Origin of the sequence: Amycolatopsis sp. NPDC051373 (assembly GCF_040689465.1) — a bacterium.
Taxonomy (GTDB): Bacteria; Actinomycetota; Actinomycetes; order Mycobacteriales; family Pseudonocardiaceae; genus Amycolatopsis.
Map to the genome: position 1 here is coordinate 1 of NZ_JBFBAE010000006.1, position 20,023 is coordinate 20,023.

General features: G+C 71.1%; 19 protein-coding genes. 10 read left to right on the forward strand and 9 right to left on the reverse strand.

All coding sequences use genetic code 11. The annotated features are described in order from the left end of the window. The coding region (locus AB0383_RS12380) for a glycosyltransferase family 1 protein (RefSeq protein ID WP_366186955.1) at window positions 1-866 on the reverse strand (866 nt) is incomplete at its 3' end. A gap of 18 nt (window positions 867-884) precedes the next feature. On the opposite strand from AB0383_RS12380, the gene AB0383_RS12385 reads away from it, so the two are divergent. The 3 genes from AB0383_RS12385 to AB0383_RS12395 are packed head-to-tail and all read left to right on the forward strand — an operon-like array spanning window position 885 to window position 5,442. Beyond that, window positions 885-1,814: a glycosyltransferase family 2 protein gene (locus AB0383_RS12385; protein WP_366186957.1), complete on the forward strand. Its 930-nt coding sequence runs from the start codon at window positions 885-887 to the stop codon at window positions 1,812-1,814. Between the two features lie 36 nt (window positions 1,815-1,850). Then, window positions 1,851-4,364: a glycosyltransferase gene (locus AB0383_RS12390; protein WP_366186959.1), complete on the forward strand. Its 2,514-nt coding sequence runs from the start codon at window positions 1,851-1,853 to the stop codon at window positions 4,362-4,364. After that, window positions 4,357-5,442, forward strand: coding sequence for a glycosyltransferase family 1 protein (locus AB0383_RS12395; protein ID WP_364186670.1), 1,086 nt, complete (start codon window positions 4,357-4,359; stop codon window positions 5,440-5,442). The genes AB0383_RS12390 and AB0383_RS12395 overlap by 8 nt, the downstream gene beginning before the upstream one ends. Before the next feature lie 49 nt (window positions 5,443-5,491). On the opposite strand, the gene rfbD is transcribed toward AB0383_RS12395, so the two are convergent. Both rfbD and rfbB read right to left on the reverse strand, forming a co-directional pair. After that, entirely contained in the window at window positions 5,492-6,376 is an 885-nt protein-coding gene (gene rfbD, locus AB0383_RS12400) for a dTDP-4-dehydrorhamnose reductase (RefSeq protein ID WP_366186962.1), read from the reverse strand. A gap of 33 nt (window positions 6,377-6,409) precedes the next feature. Then, window positions 6,410-7,402 (reverse strand): dTDP-glucose 4,6-dehydratase, encoded by a 993-nt coding sequence (rfbB, locus tag AB0383_RS12405; RefSeq protein WP_366186964.1) that lies wholly within the window; start codon window positions 7,400-7,402, stop codon window positions 6,410-6,412. A 139-nt stretch (window positions 7,403-7,541) separates the two neighbouring features. Between rfbB and AB0383_RS12410 the strand changes: the two genes are divergently transcribed. The 4 genes from AB0383_RS12410 to AB0383_RS12425 all read left to right on the forward strand — a co-directional run bounded on the left by AB0383_RS12410 (window position 7,542) and on the right by AB0383_RS12425 (window position 12,159). Continuing rightward, on the forward strand, window positions 7,542-9,077 hold the full coding sequence (locus AB0383_RS12410) for an LCP family protein (RefSeq protein ID WP_366186966.1): 1,536 nt from the start codon (window positions 7,542-7,544) through the stop codon (window positions 9,075-9,077). Window positions 9,078-9,330: 253 nt separating this feature from the next. Further along, window positions 9,331-10,485 carry an LCP family protein gene (locus tag AB0383_RS12415; protein WP_364186803.1) on the forward strand — a complete coding sequence of 385 codons (1,155 nt, stop codon included), beginning with the start codon at window positions 9,331-9,333 and terminating at the stop codon, window positions 10,483-10,485. 22 nt (window positions 10,486-10,507) lie between these two features. Next, window positions 10,508-11,209 (forward strand): TIGR03089 family protein, encoded by a 702-nt coding sequence (locus tag AB0383_RS12420; protein ID WP_364186681.1) that lies wholly within the window; start codon window positions 10,508-10,510, stop codon window positions 11,207-11,209. Window positions 11,210-11,268: 59 nt separating this feature from the next. Beyond that, window positions 11,269-12,159 carry an aminoglycoside phosphotransferase family protein gene (locus tag AB0383_RS12425; RefSeq protein ID WP_366186969.1) on the forward strand — a complete coding sequence of 297 codons (891 nt, stop codon included), beginning with the start codon at window positions 11,269-11,271 and terminating at the stop codon, window positions 12,157-12,159. Window positions 12,160-12,167: 8 nt separating this feature from the next. On the opposite strand, the gene AB0383_RS12430 is transcribed toward AB0383_RS12425, so the two are convergent. Continuing rightward, a complete protein-coding gene (locus AB0383_RS12430; protein WP_366186971.1) occupies window positions 12,168-12,608 on the reverse strand; it encodes a DoxX family protein in 441 nt (146 codons plus the stop codon). A gap of 251 nt (window positions 12,609-12,859) precedes the next feature. On the opposite strand from AB0383_RS12430, the gene AB0383_RS12435 reads away from it, so the two are divergent. Further along, complete coding sequence (locus AB0383_RS12435; RefSeq protein ID WP_364186686.1) at window positions 12,860-14,722, forward strand: translation factor GTPase family protein; 1,863 nt, start codon at window positions 12,860-12,862, stop codon at window positions 14,720-14,722. Between the two features lie 3 nt (window positions 14,723-14,725). Here the strand turns inward: AB0383_RS12435 and AB0383_RS12440 are convergent, their stop codons facing one another. Beyond that, complete coding sequence (locus AB0383_RS12440) at window positions 14,726-15,550, reverse strand: DUF1206 domain-containing protein (RefSeq protein WP_364186689.1); 825 nt, start codon at window positions 15,548-15,550, stop codon at window positions 14,726-14,728. A 100-nt stretch (window positions 15,551-15,650) separates the two neighbouring features. Then, on the reverse strand, window positions 15,651-16,076 hold the full coding sequence (locus AB0383_RS12445; protein ID WP_364186690.1) for a hypothetical protein: 426 nt from the start codon (window positions 16,074-16,076) through the stop codon (window positions 15,651-15,653). Window positions 16,077-16,176: 100 nt separating this feature from the next. On the opposite strand from AB0383_RS12445, the gene AB0383_RS12450 reads away from it, so the two are divergent. Beyond that, window positions 16,177-16,668 carry a GNAT family N-acetyltransferase gene (locus tag AB0383_RS12450; protein ID WP_366186974.1) on the forward strand — a complete coding sequence of 164 codons (492 nt, stop codon included), beginning with the start codon at window positions 16,177-16,179 and terminating at the stop codon, window positions 16,666-16,668. Here the strand turns inward: AB0383_RS12450 and AB0383_RS12455 are convergent. The 3 genes from AB0383_RS12455 to AB0383_RS12465 form a co-directional block, all read right to left on the reverse strand. Beyond that, entirely contained in the window at window positions 16,661-17,593 is a 933-nt protein-coding gene (locus AB0383_RS12455) for an alpha/beta fold hydrolase (protein ID WP_366186976.1), read from the reverse strand. The two genes, AB0383_RS12450 and AB0383_RS12455, sit on opposite strands and share 8 nt — an antisense overlap. Before the next feature lie 88 nt (window positions 17,594-17,681). Further along, window positions 17,682-18,470 carry an alpha/beta hydrolase gene (locus AB0383_RS12460; RefSeq protein WP_364186698.1) on the reverse strand — a complete coding sequence of 263 codons (789 nt, stop codon included), beginning with the start codon at window positions 18,468-18,470 and terminating at the stop codon, window positions 17,682-17,684. A 123-nt stretch (window positions 18,471-18,593) separates the two neighbouring features. Then, a complete protein-coding gene (locus tag AB0383_RS12465; RefSeq protein WP_366186978.1) occupies window positions 18,594-19,388 on the reverse strand; it encodes an alpha/beta hydrolase in 795 nt (264 codons plus the stop codon). 83 nt (window positions 19,389-19,471) lie between these two features. On the opposite strand from AB0383_RS12465, the gene AB0383_RS12470 reads away from it, so the two are divergent. Further along, on the forward strand, window positions 19,472-20,017 hold the full coding sequence (locus AB0383_RS12470; RefSeq protein ID WP_364186703.1) for a QsdR family transcriptional regulator: 546 nt from the start codon (window positions 19,472-19,474) through the stop codon (window positions 20,015-20,017). Window positions 20,018-20,023: the final 6 nt, after the last annotated feature.

Sequence of the window (20,023 nt, forward strand, 5' to 3'; positions counted from 1 at the left end):
GTGTGCACCACAGGCACTCCGGAGGCCATCGCCTCCAAAACCGGCAGCCCGAAGCCCTCCGCCAAACTGGGCACGGCCAGGACGCTCGCGCCACGCAGGGCCGTGGCCAGTTCCGCGTCCGTGACCTTGCCCAGGACGTGCACGTCCGTCAGGCCGCGCGAAGCCGCGACCTGCACCGGGTCGATGCCGCCCCAGCCGGGCTGCCCGGCGAACACCAGGGCGACATCGCCCACCGCGGCGACGGCGTCCACCAGCACGTCGATGCCCTTGCGCGGCTCGATCGTGCCGATGGCCAAGACGTACTTCGACGGCAGATCGAGCGCCGCCGAACCCTGAGGCACTGTCACGCCGTGGGGCACGACGCGCACCGGCACGGTCACGTCCACCAGCACGGCCAGCTCGTCGGCCACCGCTCGCGTGGGCACGATCAAGGTCGACGCCCGGCGCGCCGCCCGCGCGATCATCGACCGGTGCCAGCTCACGCCGCGGGCGGTCAGGGTCTCGGGGTGCGTCCACGGCACGGTGTCGTGGACGGTCACGGTGAGCGTCCGGCCCGCGGGCGGGCGCGGCGGCGCGAAGGGCGTCGGCGCGTGGACCGCGTCGCCGCCCGGCCACCAGGGCACGCCGAGCTGCCACAGGCCGACCAGGGCGCGCGGCGGCACCGGGAGCACGCGCGGCCCCTCGACGCCTTCGAACTCAATGGAGGAAACCGCCGCGTCGTCTCTGTGGCGCGCGACCACGCTCGACACCGTCCAGCCCGGCGGCGCGGTGCGCGCCAGCGCGGGCAGCAGTTCGGCGGTGTATCGGCCCGTACCACCCGGGACGGGGGCGAGCAGCTGCTCGGCGAGCACTACCAGTTCGGGCACGCCGCTATTCTCACCCAGGTGACCAGCGCGGAAACCGGCAGCACCGTCGTCGTGGTCACCTGGCGTGGCGCGGCTCACGTCGAAGCCTGCCTCGACGCCCTCGCCGCCCAGACGCGTCCACATCGGACGCTCGTGATCGACAACGCCTCCGACGACGGCACGGCCGCCCTCCTGACGGCCCACCCGTCGAACCCGCAGGTCGTCCGGCTCAGGCGCAACACGGGCTACGCGGGCGCGATGGCCGTGGCCCTCGAGCGCACGACAACGCCGACCATCGCCTGGCTCAACGACGACGCCGCGCCCGAACCCACCTGGCTCGCCGAGCTCGAAGACACCCTCGACGAACAGCCGCTCGCCGCCGCCGTCACGAGCCACCTGGAGCTCGCCGACGGCACCACGCAGTCGACCGGCGTCCGCCTCACCGCCGACGGCCACGGCGCCGACCTCACCGAATCCGTCGACGAGGTGTTCGGCTTCTGCGGCGGCGCCGCGCTCCTGCGGGCCGACGCCGTGCGCGCCGTCGGCGGCGTCCCAGCGAGCTTCTTCTGCTACTACGAAGACACCGACACCGCGTGGCGCCTGCGCCTGGCCGGGTGGCACGTCGTCTCGGCCCCGAAGGCCCGCGTCCGCCACCTCCACGGCGCGAGCACGAAACCCGGCTCGCCCCTGTTCCACCGCTGGAACGAACGCAACCGTCTCCTCATGCTCCTGCGCTGCGCCCCGGCCGCGATCGCCGTGCGCGAAATCGTCCGCTTCGCCCTGATCACCGCCCTGCTCCCCCTCCGCCGCAACAAGTCCGACGCCGCCAACTTCCACGTCGGCCTTCGCGCTCGTGTGCTGGCCGAAGTCGCGATCAGGCTCCCTGCCACCCTGCGCGCCCGCAGACGCACAGGCGCGATCACCACCCTCGGCCGAGGGGCGATCTGGGACGCCTGGGCGGGCCTTTAAGCTGGGCGGGCCCGACATCACGGACAGGAGCTCGTTTTGCCGCTGGGGGAACCGCAACCGCTCGTCTCGGTGATCGTGGTGAACTACCGCGGCGCCGAAGACACAATCACCTGCCTTCGCGCGCTGTCGGCCGAGCTGGACTACGAGCACGTCGAGCTGATCTGCGTCGAGAACGCCTCCGGGGGCGACGACGCCGAGCGCATCCGCGCCGCCGTGCCGGACGTGACGCTGATCGAGTCGCCCGTGAACAGCGGCTTCGCCGGGGGCTGCAACCTCGGCGCGAAGCACGCGGGAGGCACCGTCCTCGCCTTCCTCAACAATGACGCGCGCCCAGCGCCCGCGTGGGTCTCCGCGGCCGTCGCGGAGCTGCGGGCGCAGCCGACCGTCGCGGCGGTGGCCAGCAAGGTCGTCGACTGGGACGGCACCGGCACCGACTTCGTCGACGCGGGCCTGACCTGGTTCGGCATGGGCTACAAGCGTCACGCGGGCAGCCCGCTGGCCGACGTGCCCGAGGCGGAGCACGACGTCGCCAAGGACGTCCTGTTCGGCACCGGCTCGGCGATGTTCGTGCGCGCTTCGGTGTTCGCCGAGCTCGGCGGCTTCGACGAACGATTCTTCATGTTCTACGAGGACGTCGACCTGGGCTGGCGGCTGAACCTGCGCGGCTGGCGCGTGCGCTACGTGCCGGAATCGCTGGCGTATCACCGCCACCACGGCACGATGTCGGCCGTCGACGCGCCCGAGACCGGCCGCGAGACCTTCCTGCTGGAACGCAACGCGCTCGCCGCGCTCTACAAGAACCTGTCCGACGAGTCGCTAGCCAAGGCCCTGCCCGCGGCGCTCGCACTGGCGGTCCGGCGCGCCACCGCCCGCGGCGGGCTGGACCCCGAGCAGCTCAACCTCGAAAAGGGCGTCGGCCCGGTCGAGACGGGCGATCTCGCGGTGCCCCGGACGACGGTCGCGGGTGTGCTGGCCATCGACCGGTTCGTGGAGATGATGCCGTCGCTCGCCGAGTCCCGCGCCGAGGAGCAGGCCGCTCGCGTGCGCACCGACGCCGACCTGCTTCCCTTGCTGCGCAAGGCTTTGGAGCCCGCGTATCCCCTGCCCGACTACCTGCGCGCCCACGACATCCTCGTGGCAGCCTTCGGCATCGAGGCCGTGTTCGGCCGGCGCCGCAAAATCCTCGTGCTCACGGGCGACTCGATCACCGAGCGCATGGCCGGCCCGGCGATCCGCGCGTGGAACATCGCCGCCACGCTCGCCGCCGAGCACGAAGTGCACCTGATGACCACCAACCCGCTGCTGTCGCCGCCACCCGCGGCCTTCAAGATCAGCTCGGGTAAGTTCCGCGACCTGGACGCGCCCGTCGAGTGGGCCGACGTGATCATCCTGCAGGGCCACGTCCTGGAGCTCGCGCCGACGCTGAAGAAGCAGCACGCGAACAAGATCGTGGTCGCCGACGTCTACGACCCCATGCACCTCGAGCTCCTGGAGCAGGGCAAGGGCGTGGCCGACGACCAGCGCGCGCTCGACCTCGCGGGCGTCACGAAGGTCCTCGACGCACAGCTGGAGCGCGCCGACTTCTTCCTCTGCGCGTCAGAGCGGCAGCGCCACTTCTGGCTGGGCCACCTCGCCGCGCTGGGCCGGCTGTCGCCGCGGCTCTACGACGCCGACCCGACCACGCAGTCACTGCTGGCCGTGGTCCCCTTCGGCCTTTCGCCGCAGGAACCCGTGCGCACCGGCCCCGGCCTGCGCGCGTCGCTGGGCCTCGGCGAGTCCGACCGCGTGGTGCTGTGGGCCGGCGGCGTGTACAGCTGGTTCGACCCGCTCACGCTCATCCGCGCGATGGATCTGCTCCGCCAGAACCGGGACGACGCACGGCTCGTGTTCCTGGGCATGAAGCACCCGAACCCCGAGGTCGCCGAAATGGACATCGGCGCCCGCACCATCCGCCTGGCCGACTCTTTGGGCCTCACCGACAAGCACGTGTTCTTCAACGAGCAGTGGGTGCCCTACGGCGAGCGCCAGAACTGGCTGCTCGACGCCAACTGCGGCGTGACCACGCACTACGAGCACGTCGAGACCACGTTCGCCTTCCGCACGCGCGTGCTCGACTACCTGTGGGCGGGCCTGCCGATCGTCACCACCGACGGCGACGCGTTCGCCGACCTCGTCCGCACCGAGCGGCTCGGGGTCGTCGTGCCGGCCGAGGACGCGGAGGCGCTGGCAGCCGCGCTGGAGAAGTCGCTGTACGACGAGGAGTTCGCGGCCGGCTGCGTCGAGCGGATCGCCGAGGTCGCGCGCCGCTACGCGTGGCCGGAGGCGCTGAAGCCCCTGGTGGAGTTCTGCCGCAACCCGCGGCCCGCCGCCGACCGGCTGCCGGGCACCGCGGACCTCACGACCACCGCCCCGGTCCGCGGCACGGCGCTGGTCCGCCGCGACGTCGACCTCGTCCGCGAGTACCTCGCGCAGGGCGGCCCGAGCGAGCTGGCCCGCCGCGTCGGCGGCCGCGTCGTGAAGGTCGCCCGGCAACGGTTGCGCCGTGGCTGACCGACCGCTGCGCGTGCTGCTCGACGGCACCCCGCTGCTCGGCTCCCGCACGGGCATCGGCCGCTACACGGCGGCGTTGAGCGAGGAACTGGCGTCGATGTCCGAAGTGGACCCTCGCGCGGTGGCGTTCACGTTGCGCGGCTGGCGAAAGCTGCGCGGCGTCCTGCCCCACGGCGCGCGGGCCCGTGGCATGCCGGTGCCCGCGCGGCTGTTGCGCCGCGCGTGGCTGCGTTCCGAGCTCCCGCCGGTCGAGTTGTTCGCCGGCCCCACCGACGTCGTCCACGGCACCAACTTCGTCCTCCCCGGCCGCCTGCGCGCCGCCGGCGTGCTGACCATCCACGACCTGGCTTTCCTCGACGAACCCGGTGAGCTCGCGCCGTCCGACCGGACGCTGCCGGAGCTGGTGCGCCGCGGCGCCCGCCGCGCCGACGTGATCTGCACACCCACCTCGGCCGTCGCCGACTCGGTGGCCGAGCGCCTGGACGTCTCGCGCGACAAGATCGTCGTCACCCCGCTCGGCGTGAACCCGGCGTGGTTCACCGCGCGCCCGCCGGACGACGGCCAGCGCGCGAAGCTTCGCCTGCCCGAGAAGTACCTGCTGTTCGCCGGTGCCGCCGGGCCGCGCAAGGGCCTCGACTGGCTGGCCCGCACACACGCGTCGGCGCCTGATCTGCCGCCGCTGGTCTTCGCCGGGCCGGGTCCGTTCCCGCGGCTGCCGCGGTCCGGGCAGACGGGCTATCTGTCCGATGTGGACCTCAGGACCGTCGTCGCCGGGGCGGCCGCGTTGGTGCTGCCCTCACGTGACGAGGGCTTCGGGCTGCCGGTGCTGGAGGCCATGGCGTCCGACGTTCCCGTGGTCTGCACGGACATTCCGGCGCTGCGGGAAGTGGCCGGTCCGTGTGCGACGCTCGTGCCCTACGACGACGTCGACGGGTTGGCGACGGCGTTGCGGCAAGCCGTGCTCGATCCGCACGCGACGGCCACGTCCACGGCCCGCCGCACGCACGCCGCCGGCTTCACCTGGCGCAATTGCGCGACGCTGACCGTCGAGGCCTACCGCCGGGCCGCCGACCGCTGATCCGCTCGTGAGGGCGCCCGCCGACGGAACCGGCGCGCGCCCTCACGAGTCAGCTCCGGAAGTACTCCGCCAGCGCCTCGCGCCACGGCCGCAACGGCGTCAGCCCCGCCTCGCGCCAGGATGCATTGGACAGCACCGAATACGCGGGCCGCGGCGCCGGCCGCGGAAACTCTTCGGTCGTGCACGGCCGCACCCGCTCGGGATCAGCGCCGATCTCCTCGAAGATCGCCTTCGCGAACCCGCACCACGTCACCTCGCCCTCGCCCGTGCAATGCAGCACCCGCGACGACGGACCCTCGCCGGCCGCGATCCGCCCGGCCAGCTCCACCAGCCCACCGGCCAGGTCCGCGGACCACGTCGGCGACCCGACCTGGTCGTCCACCACGGTCAGCTGCTCCTTCTCGCCCTCCAGCCGCTGGATGGTCTTGACGAAATTGGCCCCGTTCTTGCCGTAGACCCAGCTCGTGCGCACCACCCAGGCCGACGCGCCGGATCCGAGCACCGCGTCCTCGCCGGCCGCCTTGGTCCGCCCGTACGCGCTCTTCGGGCCCAGCTCGTCCGTGACCTCGTACGGCCGCGAAGCGTCGCCCGGGAACACGTAGTCCGTCGACACGTGCACCAGCGGCACCCGCCGCGACGAGCACACCGCGGCGAGCACCCGCGGCCCGTCGGCGTTCACGCCGAACGCACGAACCTCGTCCTGCTCGGCCGCGTCGACTGCCGTGTAGGCCGCCGCGTTCAAGACCACCGGGGCCGCACCCGAGGCGGCGGCGCGGGAAACCAGGGCGTCGAGCGCCCTGACGACCTCACCGGCCGAGCGGAGATCCAGCTCCGCCGAAGCCGGCGCGACCACCTCCACCTCGGAACCCGCGAGCGCTGCCAGGTCGCGGCCGAGCTGGCCGGAACCGCCGGGGACGAGCAGAGCGAGCCGCACCGTCTTACCTCCACACAGGAAACTTCGAGAACGTCAGGACGTGCCGAGCGCGGCGCGGCCCTTCAGCGGCTCCCACCACGCGCGGTTGTCGGCGTACCAGCGCACCGTACCCGCCAGACCGTCCTCGAAGGACACCCGCGGAGCGTAACCGAGCTCGGAGCTGATCTTGCTGATGTCGACGCTGTAGCGCCGGTCGTGGCCCTTGCGGTCTTCCACGGGCTCCACCCGCTCCCAGCCGACGCCCACCGCGTCGAGCAGCCGGCCGGTGAGCTCGCGGTTGGTGAGCTCCGTGCCACCGCCGATGTTGTAGATCTCGCCGGCCCGCCCGCCGTCGGCGACGAGCTGGATGCCGTGGCAGTGGTCGTCGACGTGGAGCCAGTCGCGCACGTTCAGGCCGTCGCCGTAGAGGGGCACTTTCAGCCCGTCGAGGAGGTTGGTGACGAAGAGCGGGACGACCTTTTCAGGGAACTGGTACGGGCCGTAGTTGTTCGAGCACCGCGTGACGCACACGGGCAGCCCGTGCGTGCGGAAGAAGGAGCGCGCGATCAGGTCCGACGACGCCTTCGAGGCCGAGTACGGCGAATTCGGCTCCAGCACGTGGTCTTCCGACCACGAACCGTCCGCGATGGACCCGTAGACCTCGTCGGTGGACACGTGCACGAACTTGCCGACGCCCGCCTCCAGCGCGGCCTGCAGCAGGCTCTGGGTACCCAGCACGTTGGTGAGCACGAAGTCGGCCGAGCCCAGGATCGAACGGTCCACATGCGACTCCGCCGCGAAGTGCACCACCAGGTCGACGCCGCGCATCAGGTCCGAGACCAGGGGGGCGTCGCAGATGTCGCCGCGGACGAACCGCAGGCGGGGGCTGCCGGCGACCGGGTCGAGGTTCGCCTCGTTGCCGGCGTAGGTGAGCTTGTCCAGCACCACGACCTCGGCGTCACGCAGCGTCGGGTAGGCACCCGAAACCACCTGCCGGACGTAGTGCGATCCGATGAACCCTGCACCGCCCGTGACCAGGACTCGCATCCTTCTCCACCCTTCGTGCCCGCTTCTCGTGCCCGACCGGGCAATCCGACCACCAGACTACGGATGACTCACACGAGACTCGGTAGAGTCTCCTGGAGGCACTCCGGTGCCCCCGAGGGCATGGGTGGGGGAGGAACGCGTGACCGAGTGGCCTGGGTCGCCGCTGCCGTCGCAGCGGGTACCGGCAACGCACGGCCGCGGCGTGCTCGTGGTGCTGCGCCGCGGTGGCAAGGTCGTGCTCTCGATGTTCTCGATCGTGGTCCTGGCGCTGACCTGGTACGGCTGGCAGTTCATCGGCGACCCGCAGACCGGGTTCACGACCACGCAGATCTTCGACCAGCCCGAGGCGCACGCCAAACCGCTCGACGGCGCCATCGACATCCTCCTCGTGGGCCAGGACAGCCGCACCGACGCGCAGGGCAACCCGCTGCCGCGCGAGGTGCTCGACATGCTCCACGCCGGCATCGCGGACGGTGAAAAGCAGACCGACACGATGATCCTGGTGCACATTCCCCAGAACGGGGAGCACGCGGTCGCCATCTCGTTCCCGCGCGACTCGTGGGTGGAGATCACCGGCGGCTTCGGCAAGCACAAGCTCAACAGCGCTTATGTGTACGCCTACAACGACACGTTCAAGACGCTGCAGAACAAGGGCGACGCCGACCTCAAGGACGTCGACGAGAAGTCCAAGGTGGCCGGTCGCAAGAACCTCGTGGCCACGCTGGAGAAGTTCATCGGCAAGCCGGGCATGATCGACCGCTACGCCGAGGTGAACCTCGCGAGCTTCTACGAGATCACGAAGGCCATCGACGGCGTGGACGTATGCCTGAAGGCGCCGGTGAAGGAGAAGAAGTCCGGCGTGGACCTGCCGGCGGGCCGCCAGAGCATCTCGGGTGTGCAGGCGCTCGCGTTCGTGCGCCAGCGCTACGGCCTGCCCAACGGCGACCTCGACCGCATCGCGCGCCAGCAGGCGTTCCTCTCGGGGCTGGCCAACAAGGTCCTCTCCGGCGACGTGCTCACCAACCCGGCCAAGATCGCGCAGCTCGTGGCCGCGGTGAAGAAGTCCGTGGTGCTTTCCGAGGGCTGGGACCTCACCGAGTTCGCGGAGCAGATGCGCGGCCTGACCGGCGGCAACGTCGAGTTCCACACCATCCCCACGCAGGGCAACGCGGTGATCGGCGGCGCCGACGTGCTGCGCGTCGACCCGGCCCAGGTGCAGGCGGAAGTCGACCGGCTCACCTCCGACGGCACGCCCGACACCCCCACCTCGACGCCCGCCACGCTGCCCGGCGCCGGCGCCGTGACGGTCGAGCTGTTCGACGGCAGCGGCGCCGACGTCGCCACGCAGACCCACATCCTGTTGCAGGGCAAGGGTTTCAAGCTCGCGGGCGACACGAAGCTGTCCACCCGGGCGAGCACGGTGATCCGCTACAACCCGGCCGACGACGCCGCGCTCGCGCTGGTCCGCCAGGCCCTCGGCGGTGACCTCGAGGCCGAGCCGGACTCCGACGTCACCGCCGGGCACGTGCGCGTGCTGCTGGGCAAGGACCGCCGCGGAGCGGGTGCCGGGTCGGGGTCGACCCCGACCGTGACGAGCACCCCGACCAAACCCAGCGCGCCGGCCGCACCACCAGCTCCGCCGATTACGGCCGGCGGAGTGCCCTGCGTCAACTAGAGTCGGGCACTCAGCGTGGCGGCCGGGGGCGGCCTCTAGGCTGGGCTATGGGGAGGTACGTGGGGTGGACGAGAACGAGGACAAGCCGGACCGGGCCGAGGGCGCGGATCCGACGGAGCTGTCGTCGGACGAAGCCGTCGAGCCGGCTGAGGCTGCCGAGACGCCGGATTCGGACACGGACAGTGACGAATCGGCACAGTCTTCCGACTGGAAGCCGTCGCCCTACCCCCGGTTGGACCTGCCGCAGCCGACGGTGCGGACCCCGCGTGTCCGTCCGGGCCGCGCCGGCCGGATCACCCGTCGGATCGCGCTCGGGCTCGTCTCGGTGCTGGCGCTGGGCGCCACCGGTTACGCATACGTGACGAAGGACCAACTGCAGAGCAACGTCCCCACCACCGACGTCCTCACCCCCCGCGCGGGTGAACCGCCGGCCCCGCCCGCCGACGACGGCGCCACCGACATCCTGCTCGTCGGCAGCGACGCACGCACTGACGCGCAGGGCAACCCGCTGCCGCTGAGCATGCTGAAGTCGCTGCGCACCGAGGAGAAGGCGGGGATCAACACCGACACGATCATCCTGCTGCGCTTCCCGAAGGACGGCAGCAAGCCGTCGGGCGTCTCGATCCCGCGGGACAGCTGGGTCGATATCCCTGGCCGCGGCCAGGCGAAGATCAACTCGGCGTACGGCGTGGCGAAGGCCAAGTTCGCCGACGCCGAGCGCGCCAAGGGCGAGCGCGACCAGGCGAAGATCGAGCGCGACTCCGACAGCGAGGGCCGGCGCGTACTGGTCCAGACCGTGCAGGACCTCACGAAGATCCGGGTGGACCACTACGCCGAGATCAACCTGCTGGGCTTCTACCTGCTCACCGAGGCGCTCGGGGGCGTGAAGGTGTGCCTGAACCACTCGACGTCGGACAAGGACTCGGGTGCGGACTTCCGCCGCGGCGTGCAGACGGTGTCGGGCGGCGAGGCGCTTTCGTTCGTACGCCAGCGCAAGAACCTGCCCCACGGCGACCTCGACCGGATCGTGCGGCAGCAGGCGTTCCTGTCCTCGGCGCTGCACCAGGTGCTGTCGGCGGGCACGCTGACCAGCCCGTCGACGATGAGCAGCCTCATGGACGCCGTGCACCGCTCGATCACGCTCGACGACGGCCTCGACGTGCTCGACTTCGCGCAGCAGGTGAAAGGCGTGGCGTCCGGCGATCTGAACTTCACGACCGTGCCGGTGATCACGGCCAACGGCCGCAGCGCCGACGGGCAGAGCATCGTCGAGATCGACCCGGCGGCGGTGCGCAAGTTCGTCGCCGGCCTGGTCGGACGTGCGCCCACCGGCGGCGGTGGGGCCGCGGCCGGCGCGCCCGCAGCGCAGCTGCAGTCGGGCATCCCCGGCGTGCCCTGCGTCGACTGAGGCCCCGGCTAGCCTGGGGTTCATGAGCCTTACGGAACAGCTGCTGCGCCCGCTGCTGGCGTCGCCCGCGAAACCGCTGATCACGCACTACGACGACCAGCTCGGCAGCCGCGTCGAGCTGTCGGTGGCGACCACGCTGAACTGGGCCGCGAAGACCGCCAACTGGCTCGTCGACGAGTTCGACGTCGAGCCGGGCGACGACGTCGCCGTGCAGCTGCCCGCCCACTGGCAGACCGCCGGCATCCTGCTCGGCGCCTGGTGGTGCGGCGCCCGCGTGGTTCCCGAACCCAACGGCGCGCGTGTGGTGTTCATCGGGCCGGACGCTTCCGTCGACGCCCCGGCCGTCGCCGTGGTCTCCCTCGACCCGATGGGCCGGGGCCTGTCCGCTCCCCCGGCGGGCGGCGCCCTCGACTACCTCACCGAGGCGCGGATGTCGGGCGACCAGTTCACACCGATGTCCCCCATCCCCGGGGACACTCCCGCGCTCGGCTCGTCCACAGTGGACGAGGTGCTCGCGGAAGCCCGCGCGCGCGCCGAAAAGCTGGGTCTGAGCGCCACCGACCGCACCCTGTCCACGCTGGACTGGACCATCCCCGACGGCGTCCTGGACGGCTTCCTCGTGCCCCTGGCCGCGAGCGCCCACCTCGTCCAGGTCACCCACGCGGACCAAGCGAAGCTCGACCGCAAACGCGACGCCGAACGCACCACCACCGACCTCGGTTGACCGGCCGCGGCGGAAACCCGGTTGACGGCCAACGGTTTCCCCGGGTCGGATGACGTGCCATGACCCCCGCACAACCGCACCCCCTCGACGACGACCTCGTCCGGCGGCTGGTCGCCGAGCAGTTCCCGAGGTGGGCGGCGCTGCCCGTGCGGCGCCATCCCTCGGGCGGCACGGTCAACGCCGTGTACCGGCTCGGCGAGAACTTGGCCGTGCGACTGCCGCTGCTCGAAAGCGGGGCGAAGGACGTCGCAGTGGAGCAGGAGTGGCTGCCTCGCCTCGCCCCGCGCCTGCCGACCGCCATTCCGGAGGTGGCCGGGGCCGGCGAGCCCGCCGAGGGGTATCCGTGGCCGTGGTCGGTCTACGGCTGGCGCACCGGTGAACACCCCGAAGCGGAAGCGCTCGCCGAGCCGCTGGCGCTGGCCGAGGACCTGGCCGCGTTCGTGGCGGCCATGCGGAGCATCACCGTGCCGCGAGCGCCGCGGGCCCACCGCGGCGGACCGCTCATCGAGCTCGATCCGTGGACGCGGGCCGCGATCGGCGAACTCCGCGGCCTGCCTCAGGAGGGCGTCGACTGCGACGCCGCGCTCGCCGTGTGGGAGCACGCGCTGCGCGCGCCGGGCTGGACCGGAGAGCCGGTGTGGCTGCACGCCGATCTCATGCCGGGAAACCTGCTGCTCGAGAACGGCCGGCTGACTTCGGTGATCGACTTCGGCTGCACGGGGACGGGTGATCCGGCCTGCGATCTGTTCCCCGCGTGGAACCTGCTGCCGGCCGGTGCGCGGGAGGTCTTCCGCGAGGCGCTCGGCGTGGACGACGCGACCTGGGCCCGAGGCCGGGCCCGCACGCTTTCCCAAGCGCTGGTCGCCCTGCCGTACTACCGGGAGACGAATCCGGCGATGGCGAACACCGCCCGGCACGTGATCCGGACGGTGCTGGCCGAAGCCCGCTGACGCTGTGGTTACACGGTTTCCAGCTCGGCCATCGGGGTGGCGCGGGCCTCGCGCTTGCGCCAGAACAGGACGTGGTCCAGGGAAAGCCGCCCGCCGTTGAAGCCGAGGGCGAGGGCGGCCAGGCCGAGCACCAGGACGAGCTCGTAGCCGCCCGTTCCGGTGAGGCCGTTGGGCGCGTGGACGGAGAGCAGCGCGCCCGCCATGTCGACGACGTAGCCGACCGCGAGCAGCGGCAGCAGGAAGCCGGCGACGAACGCGATCGAGCCGAGCACCTCGAGGATGATCACGAAGACCGCCGCGATCGTGGGCAGCGGCACGCCGACCTGGCCGAAGAAGTCCGCGGTGGCGCCCACCCCGCTGTTCCACTTCTGCGGGCCGTGGGCGAAGAACACCACAGCCACGCCGATGCGGCCGAGCAGCAGTGCGACGTCCTTGACTCGAGCGAACATGAAAACTCCTGATCGGTGATCTTCCCACTGTCCCGGCCCACAGTAGGTCGGAGGGCGCCGCCGAAGCCCGCTTCGGCGAGTGATCGACAGGAAACCGACAGGCACCGGAAAATACTCGCTGTACGCGTCCGTCACCGAGCGGTATCGTGCCGACCGCCCTGTTCGAGACGGTGAGGAGACCCCGATGCGCCGACAGTCCGACCGACCCCAGTTCGGCCTGTCCATCGCATCGATGAGGACCTCACCCGTTCATGACCCCGCAACTGAAGACACTCACCCTTGGCATCCTCGCGCACGTCGACGCCGGTAAAACCAGCCTGACCGAGCGCCTGCTCTTCGAGACCGGCGTGATCCGCCACCTCGGCAGCGTCGACTCCGGCGACACCCAGACCGACTCCCTGGAGCTAGAACGCCGCCGCGGAATCACCATCAAGTCGGCTGTGGTCGCCGTGACCACAGGCGAGCACCGGCTCACGCTCGTGGACACCCCCGGCCACTCCGACTTCATCGCCGAGGTCGAACGCGCCCTCGGTGTGCTGGACGGCGCCGTGCTCGTGGTGTCCGCGGCCGACGGCGTTCAAGCGCAGACCCGCGTGCTCATGCGGACCCTGACACGCCTCGGCATCCCCGTGCTCGTGTTCGTGAACAAGATCGACCGCGTGGGCGCGCAGGAATCCACCCTGCTCGACGCCCTGCGCACGCGGCTTTCCCCGCGCTGCGTCGCACTCGACACCGTGACCGGACTCGGGACACCGCAGGCGAAACCCGTGCCGCTGCCACCCGGCGACGAGCTGGCCGAAGCGCTGGCGGACGACGACGAGTTCTTGGCGTCCTATGTGGAGGGACGCGAGCCGGACTACCGAGCGGCCCTGGTCCGCCAGGTCGCGCGCGGAGCCGTGCACCCGGTGGTTTTCGGCTCGGCGATCACCGGCTCGGGCGTGGCCGCGCTCGTCTCGCGCGTGCGGGAGCTGTTCCCGGCAAAGGAACGCACCGAGGCCGGCGAGCTGGCCGCCACCGTGTTCAAGATCGAACGCGGGCGCGCCGGGGAAAAGATCGCGTACGTCCGGGTGCGGTCGGGTTCACTGAGCCCGCGCACGCCGTTTCCCTTCCACCGCCGCGAACCCGACGGCACGGTCACCGAGCTGACCGGCCGCGCGTCCGCCGTGCGCGTCTACGAACACGGCGCCACCCCGGTCGACGGCCCGGCGCACGCCGGCGACGTCGCCCGCGTGTGGGGTCTCAAGGACGTGCGGATCGGCGACCACCTGGGTCCCTCCGGCACGCTGGTCGAGCCCGGATTTTTCGCCCCGCCCAGCCTGGAGACGGTGGTGCGGCCCGTCGACCCGGACGACGCCGTGGCCCTCTACTCGGCGCTGGAACGACTGTCCGAACAGGACCCCTTGATCAGCGTCCGCCGCCACGAACACGAAGTCTCCGTGCGGCTCTACGGCGAGGTCCAGAAAGAGGTGATCCGCTCGACGCTGGCCGAGGACTTCGGCCTGGCCGCGGAGTTCGAGGAGTCCCGCATCCTGCTCGTCGAACGCCTCTGCCGTGCGGGCCACGCCGTGGGCCACCGCGCGCCTGACCAACGCGTGTACTTCTGGGCCACCGTCGGACTGCGCGTGGAACCCGGTCCGCCCGCCTCCGGCGTCGCGTACCGGCTGGCAGTGCACCTCGGCTCACTGCCGCTGGCGTTCCACAAGGCCATCGAGGAGACCGTGCACGAACAGCTGCGCCACCGTCCGCGCCCGGTGATCGACTGCGTGGTGACCCTGACCGAGGCCGCGTTCTTCCCGCCACTCACCACGGCCGGCGACTTCCGCGGCATGACCGCGCTCACGCTCGCCGAAGCCCTGCGCGCAGCCGCCACCCGCGTGCACGAACCCGTGCACAGCTTCGAAGCCGAGGCCCCGGCGAACGCGGTGAGCGGCGTGCTCCGCAAGCTCGTGGAGCTTCGCGCGGTGCCCGACGAGCCCACGGTCACGGCCACCGGCTGCACCGTCACCGGCACGATCCCGGCCGCGTCCGTGCACGAGTTCGAGCAGGCGTTGCCCGCACTGACGCAGGGCGAGGGGGTGTTCTTCAGTGAGTTCGCCGAGTACCGGCCGCGCTGAGCATCACCGCCGGTGCGCCCACGCGGCCCCGAAGCAGTACGCGCCGAACGCGGCGAGTCCTAACGCGACGATCGTGAGCAGCACCGTGCCGAACGGCTGCCCGGCCAACGTCCGCAGCGCCGCGTCGAGGCCACCGGCCGCACGCGCGTCCGACCGCAGACCGGCGTACCCCAGCAGGACGGCGATCACGGCGAAAACCACGCCTTTCGCCAGGTAACCGCCGGTGCCGAGGCGGGCCACCCAGCGCCGGGTGGCCCGCGGCAGCTCGAAGGTGTCGAGGTCCTCCATAAACGACCGCCGCACGCCCTTCACGCCGGCCGCGACGGCCACCGCGGCCACGCAACAAGCCGCCACCACGACGATCGCCGGCCCGGCCGGCAGCGAGAGGAGTTCCGCCGTGGCCTCCTGCTGACGCTGGTTGCCCGCGGCCGAACCGGCGCCCACGGCGATCCGGATCGCGCTGTAGCCCAGCGCGAACACCACGATCGCGCGCCCGGCCGAGCCGAGGCGCTTGCGGACCCGTTCGCCGCCGGACACCCACTGGTAGCCGGTCGCGGCCATGAGCACCTGCCACAACCCGAACGCGAGCAGCCCGATCGCGAGCACCCACAGGACTACGCGGCCGGCCGCGTTCGAGCCGATCTCCTGCAGCGCACCGTTCTGGTCCGCGGGTACACCGCTGCCACCGCCGAACGCGATGCGCAGCGCGAGATACGCGACGATCAGGTGCACCACCCCGTAACAGGCCATGCCGGCGCGGCCGAGTGCTCGCGCGGTCGTGCTGCCGCGGGTGTGGCCGATCGGGATTCTCGTTCTGAGTGCGTTCATCCGGGCACCTCCGTTGCCGGAGTGCCCGGGTTTCGCCCGCGTGACACGAAAACCGGGGCCGATTGGGCCATTCAGCGCAACCGGACTGTCCCGAATGGACTCAGGCCGGGCGGCGGCGTACCGAGTCGAGCGCGGCCCAGCCGCCGTGGGTGGCCAGCAGCGTCAGCACCTGCTCGGCGTGCGCGGCGAAGCGCTGCAGATCTTCGTGGAGTTTGGGCGCACGGTCGGAGTCCAGTGGCGCGAAGTCGTCCCACCACAGCCCGATCACGGCGCTCGCGCACAGCGCCAGCGACTGGATGACGTGCACGAACTCCTCCGACGGGTCGGTGGAGGTCTCGCGGTACACGGTCTCGATGTCGTCGCACGCGTCGAGCAGTTCGCGCAGCTGCTTGACCGCGTCGGCGGGTGTGCCGTCCCACGCGGCCGTGGGCCAGGCGCGGTCGCTCAGCTCGAGCCACAGGCGCCAGCCGGCGACCAGCTCGGCGTCGTCGCTCGGCTTCCAGGTGTCAGGGACCGGCCAGAACATGTCGACGACTGTGACACTCGGCCGCGGGCCTGCACAACTGGAATGGCACAACGGGACGAAAAGAGTTCGCGTTTGTACCTACTTCTGGAATCCTCGTTACGTGCTGATCCGCGACGCGACGGGCCAAGACTGGCCTGCCATCTGGCCGTTCCTGCACGACATCGCCGCCGCCGGCGAGACCTACGCCCTGCCCCGCGACCTGGGCGAACAGGCCGCGCGCGACTTCTGGCTGATGTCCTCGCCCGGCCGCACCGTTGTCGCTGGAAACGATTCCGACGACATTCTCGGCTCGGCGAAGATGGGACCGAACCGCGACGGACCAGGCTCGCACATCGCGACCGCGAGCTTTATGGTGGCGCCCGCTTCCGTCGGTCGAGGCGTCGGCCGCGCGCTCGGCACGCACATGCTGGAGTGGGCGCGCGCCGAGGGCTACCGCGGGGTGCAGTTCAACGCCGTGGTCGAAACCAACACCCGCGCGGTCGCCCTGTGGAAGTCACTCGGCTTCACCGTGATCGGCACGGTGCCCGGGGCGTTCCACCACCCGGTGCACGGGTACGTGGGGCTGCACGTGATGTTCCAGTCGCTCAGCTGATCACCGGGGGCACGAACACGCACTTCGGAGTCTGCGCGTGCGCCGGGTCGAGCGCGTTGAGCACCTCGCGCTCGGCGATCGGGTCGTACGGAATGCCCAGGTGGTCGGTGAAGTCCGCCGAGCAGACGTTCTGCAGCACGATGTTCTTGACGTTCGAAGCTGGCTTGAGGAACGCGTTGGTGTAGGGCGTGACCACGTCGTCGTACTTGGTCTGGATCACGGTGTAGTCGATGCCGGGCACCGTGTCGCCGCCGGCGTTGAGGTCGGTCAGGAACGCCGAACCGGTGGACTGCTCATTGCACGACGCGCACGCCAGGCCCACGAGGTCACGCACCGGCGGAATGGCCTGCAGCGTGCTGAGGAGGCCGTACAGGCTCGTGCCGTAGTTCGACGGCGACAGGCCGATGAGCTTGCCGATCTTCGAGGCGCCGCCGAGGTACTTGATCCAGTAGCGCGGGTTCATGCCGCCCTGGGAGTGCCCGACGACGTCGAGCTTCGCCGTCCCCGTGGCCGCGAGGACCTTGTCCCCGAACGCCGCGAGCTGCGCGGCCGTGTTCGCGACCGGGCCGACGGTCTGCAGGAAGCTGCCCGGCGAGCCGCCGAAGTTGCCGGCGAACACGCAGTAACCGTGGTCAGCGAGCACCTTCGAGAGGTTGGCCCAGTTCTCGTAGGCGTTGGCGGTGGTGCCGTTGGACAGCAAAACGGGGTTGGGGTGTTCGGCCGACGGCTCGCAGTTCCAGTCGTTGGCGCCGGGTGGGGCGATCGTCGGCTGCACCACGGAGTACAGCGCGGCCGAGATGATGTTCGGCTGGACCGGACCGGTCGGCTCCTTCACCGCCGCGTCCGCGGTGCCGGTACTCAGGGCGACTGCTCCCAGCGCCGCCACGAAAACCACCACCCGACGCCCGAACGCGCGCACACCCATCCGCTCCACCTCTCTGTGAACCGATGGTGACCCCAGTCACCTGATCAGTTAACGCGTCGCGAGAGGAACGGAAACTCCTCCGAGTGGGTTACTTGCCCGCGGCGTGGGCTTCGAGGAATTTCTTCAGGTGCGGGTACACGTCCGACGCGTGGGTGAGGCTGAGGAAGTGCGCGCCGCTCACGATCGTGACCAGCGGTTCGGCGTTGGGCAGCGCGGCCACGAGCGACTCGGCGCGAGCCATCGGATACTCGTTGTCGCCGCTGCCGTGCAGCACGAGCACCGGCACCTGGATCTCGCCCGCGCGTTCGAGCACACTGTCGCGGCTGACGAGCGTTTCCATGATCCGCTGGAACTTCTCCCCCGGGACCTCGAGCCACTTCGTTTTCCACGCGGACGCTTCGTAGTCGCCGAGGCAGAAGGTGGCAACGCCGTCGACCAGCGGCTCCGGCCCGGCTTCGAGCCAGGCGGCGATCAGATGCCGGTAGACCGTGGCGGTGCCTTCGGCTTCCTTCTCTGCGGACGTGCCGAGCACGGCCAATGCGGTCACGCGCTCGGGCTGGAGCAAAGCCATCCGCAGGGCGATGAACCCGCCCTGGCTCGTGCCGATCACGGCGGCCCGCTCGATGCCGAGGTGGTCCAGCACGCCGAAGGCGTCGCGGGCGACGTCCCAGTAGTCGAAGTCCGCGTCGGCCGGAGTGCCGCCGTGGCCGCGTTCGTCGATCGCGATGAGCCGGTAGTCCGCGCCGAAGGACTGGACCTGTGGCTCCCACATGTCGATGTCCATCAGGAAGCTGTGCAGCAGCACGACAGCGGGGCCATCACCGCCGTAGTCGACGAAATGCACCTGCTGCCCACCGTTGACAGTCACCGTCGCCATCCGACACCTCCGCGTTGGGGATCAGCATGGCACATGTCTCACATGCACCCGGATCGGGCAAGAGGCAGGGAAATCCTCACCCGAATGCCCGACGGTGCCGTGGTTTCGCCGGTGCCGCGCGGGTCAGTTCACGGCGGTGTGCGCGGCGAGGAAACCCTTCAGGTGCGGGTTGACGTCGGCGGCGTGGGTGAGGCTGAGGAAGTGCGCGCCGTCCGCGATCGTGACCAGCGGTTTCGCGTTCGGCAGGCCGTTGACGAGCTCCTCCGCCTTCTCGATGGGGTAGGCGCGGTCCGCCGTGCCGTGCAGGACCAGCACGGGGGTCTGGATCTCGCCGAGGCGGTCGAGGAGGCTGTCGCGGCCGGCGAGGACACCGATCAGCAGGCCGGCTTGCTCGCCCTGGTAGTGCTCGCACCACTTGGCCTTCCACGCCGCGGCGTCGAAGCTGTCGCCGAAGCAGATGGCGGCGACGCCGTCGATCACGCCGTCGGGGCCGTTCTGCGCCCACACGTCGCCGAGCTGCCGGTAGACGGCGGCGACCTCGTCGGGCTCGGCGTCGGCCGACGTGCCGAGCACGGCCAGCGCGGTCAGGCGCTCGGGGGCGAGCAGCGCCATGCGCAGGCCGACGAACCCGCCCTGGCTGGTGCCGATCACCGCGGCGCGGTCGAAGCCGAGGTGGTCGAGCACCGCGAGCGCGTCGCGGGCGACGTCCCAGTAGTCGAAGGGCCCGTCGGCCGGGGTCTCGCCGTGGCCGCGTTCGTCGATCGCGATCAGCCGGTGGTCCCCGCGGAACGCCTCGACCTGCGGGAGCCACATGTCGACGTCCATCAGGAAACTGTGCAGCAGGACGACGGCCGGGCCGTCGCCACCGTGGTCGACGTAGTGGACCTGTTGCCCACCGTTCACGGTCACCGTGGCCACACCGCACCTCCGCATTGAGACAGTCAGACGTTTTGTCTCACGTTCAGGGTGTTTTGGCAAGCGGACTCGGCCATACTGCGCGGATGACCGGCCCTCCCTCCACCGACGACGTCGTCCGCGCGGCGACCGAGGCGTACCTGCGCGGCCGGACGATCGACATGTCGGCACTCGCGACCGAGCTCGGCTTGAGCCGCGCGACGCTGTACCGCCGCGTCGGCAACCACGAGCAGCTGCTCGGGCGCGTGCTCGCCGACAGCACCGAACGGACCTACCTCGCGATCGAGGCCGGCGTGACCGGTCCCCCGGGACTCGCGCGGACGCTGGTGGTGGTCGAGCGGTTCATGCGCACCGTCGTCACGCTCGCGCCGCTGAAGGACCTAGCCCGGCGCGACCCCGTGCTGTTCGCGAAGGTGATCATGTCACCCGGCGAGGTCGAGTCCCGGGCGGCGCGCCTGTTCACCGAGTTGCTCGACCGCAACGGCCTGCGCTTCGACGCGCCGACGGCGGCCGTCGCGCAGGCGGTGATCCGCATCGGCGACTCGTTCATGTACTCCCAGCTTCTCGGGGGCGAGCCGCGGCTCGACGACGCCGTACAGGTCATCGGGCTGCTGCTCGCCACCGCGAAGTAACTCGCC

Bases quoted from the DNA above. Each gene is read 5' to 3' on its own strand.
- AB0383_RS12445 (WP_364186690.1), bottom strand. From the start codon at position 16,076: ATGTTCTGGCCGGTCCCTGACACCTGGAAGCCGAGCGACGACGCCGAG.
- AB0383_RS12425 (WP_366186969.1), top strand. From the start codon at position 11,269: ATGACCCCCGCACAACCGCACCCCCTCGACGACGACCTCGTCCGGCGG.
- AB0383_RS12430 (WP_366186971.1), bottom strand. From the start codon at position 12,608: ATGTTCGCTCGAGTCAAGGACGTCGCACTGCTGCTCGGCCGCATCGGC.
- AB0383_RS12420 (WP_364186681.1), top strand. From the start codon at position 10,508: ATGAGCCTTACGGAACAGCTGCTGCGCCCGCTGCTGGCGTCGCCCGCG.
- rfbB (WP_366186964.1), bottom strand. From the start codon at position 7,402: ATGCGAGTCCTGGTCACGGGCGGTGCAGGGTTCATCGGATCGCACTAC.
- AB0383_RS12460 (WP_364186698.1), bottom strand. From the start codon at position 18,470: ATGGCGACGGTGACTGTCAACGGTGGGCAGCAGGTGCATTTCGTCGAC.
- AB0383_RS12470 (WP_364186703.1), top strand. From the start codon at position 19,472: ATGACCGGCCCTCCCTCCACCGACGACGTCGTCCGCGCGGCGACCGAG.
- AB0383_RS12455 (WP_366186976.1), bottom strand. From the start codon at position 17,593: ATGGGTGTGCGCGCGTTCGGGCGTCGGGTGGTGGTTTTCGTGGCGGCG.
- AB0383_RS12440 (WP_364186689.1), bottom strand. From the start codon at position 15,550: ATGAACGCACTCAGAACGAGAATCCCGATCGGCCACACCCGCGGCAGC.
- AB0383_RS12435 (WP_364186686.1), top strand. From the start codon at position 12,860: ATGACCCCGCAACTGAAGACACTCACCCTTGGCATCCTCGCGCACGTC.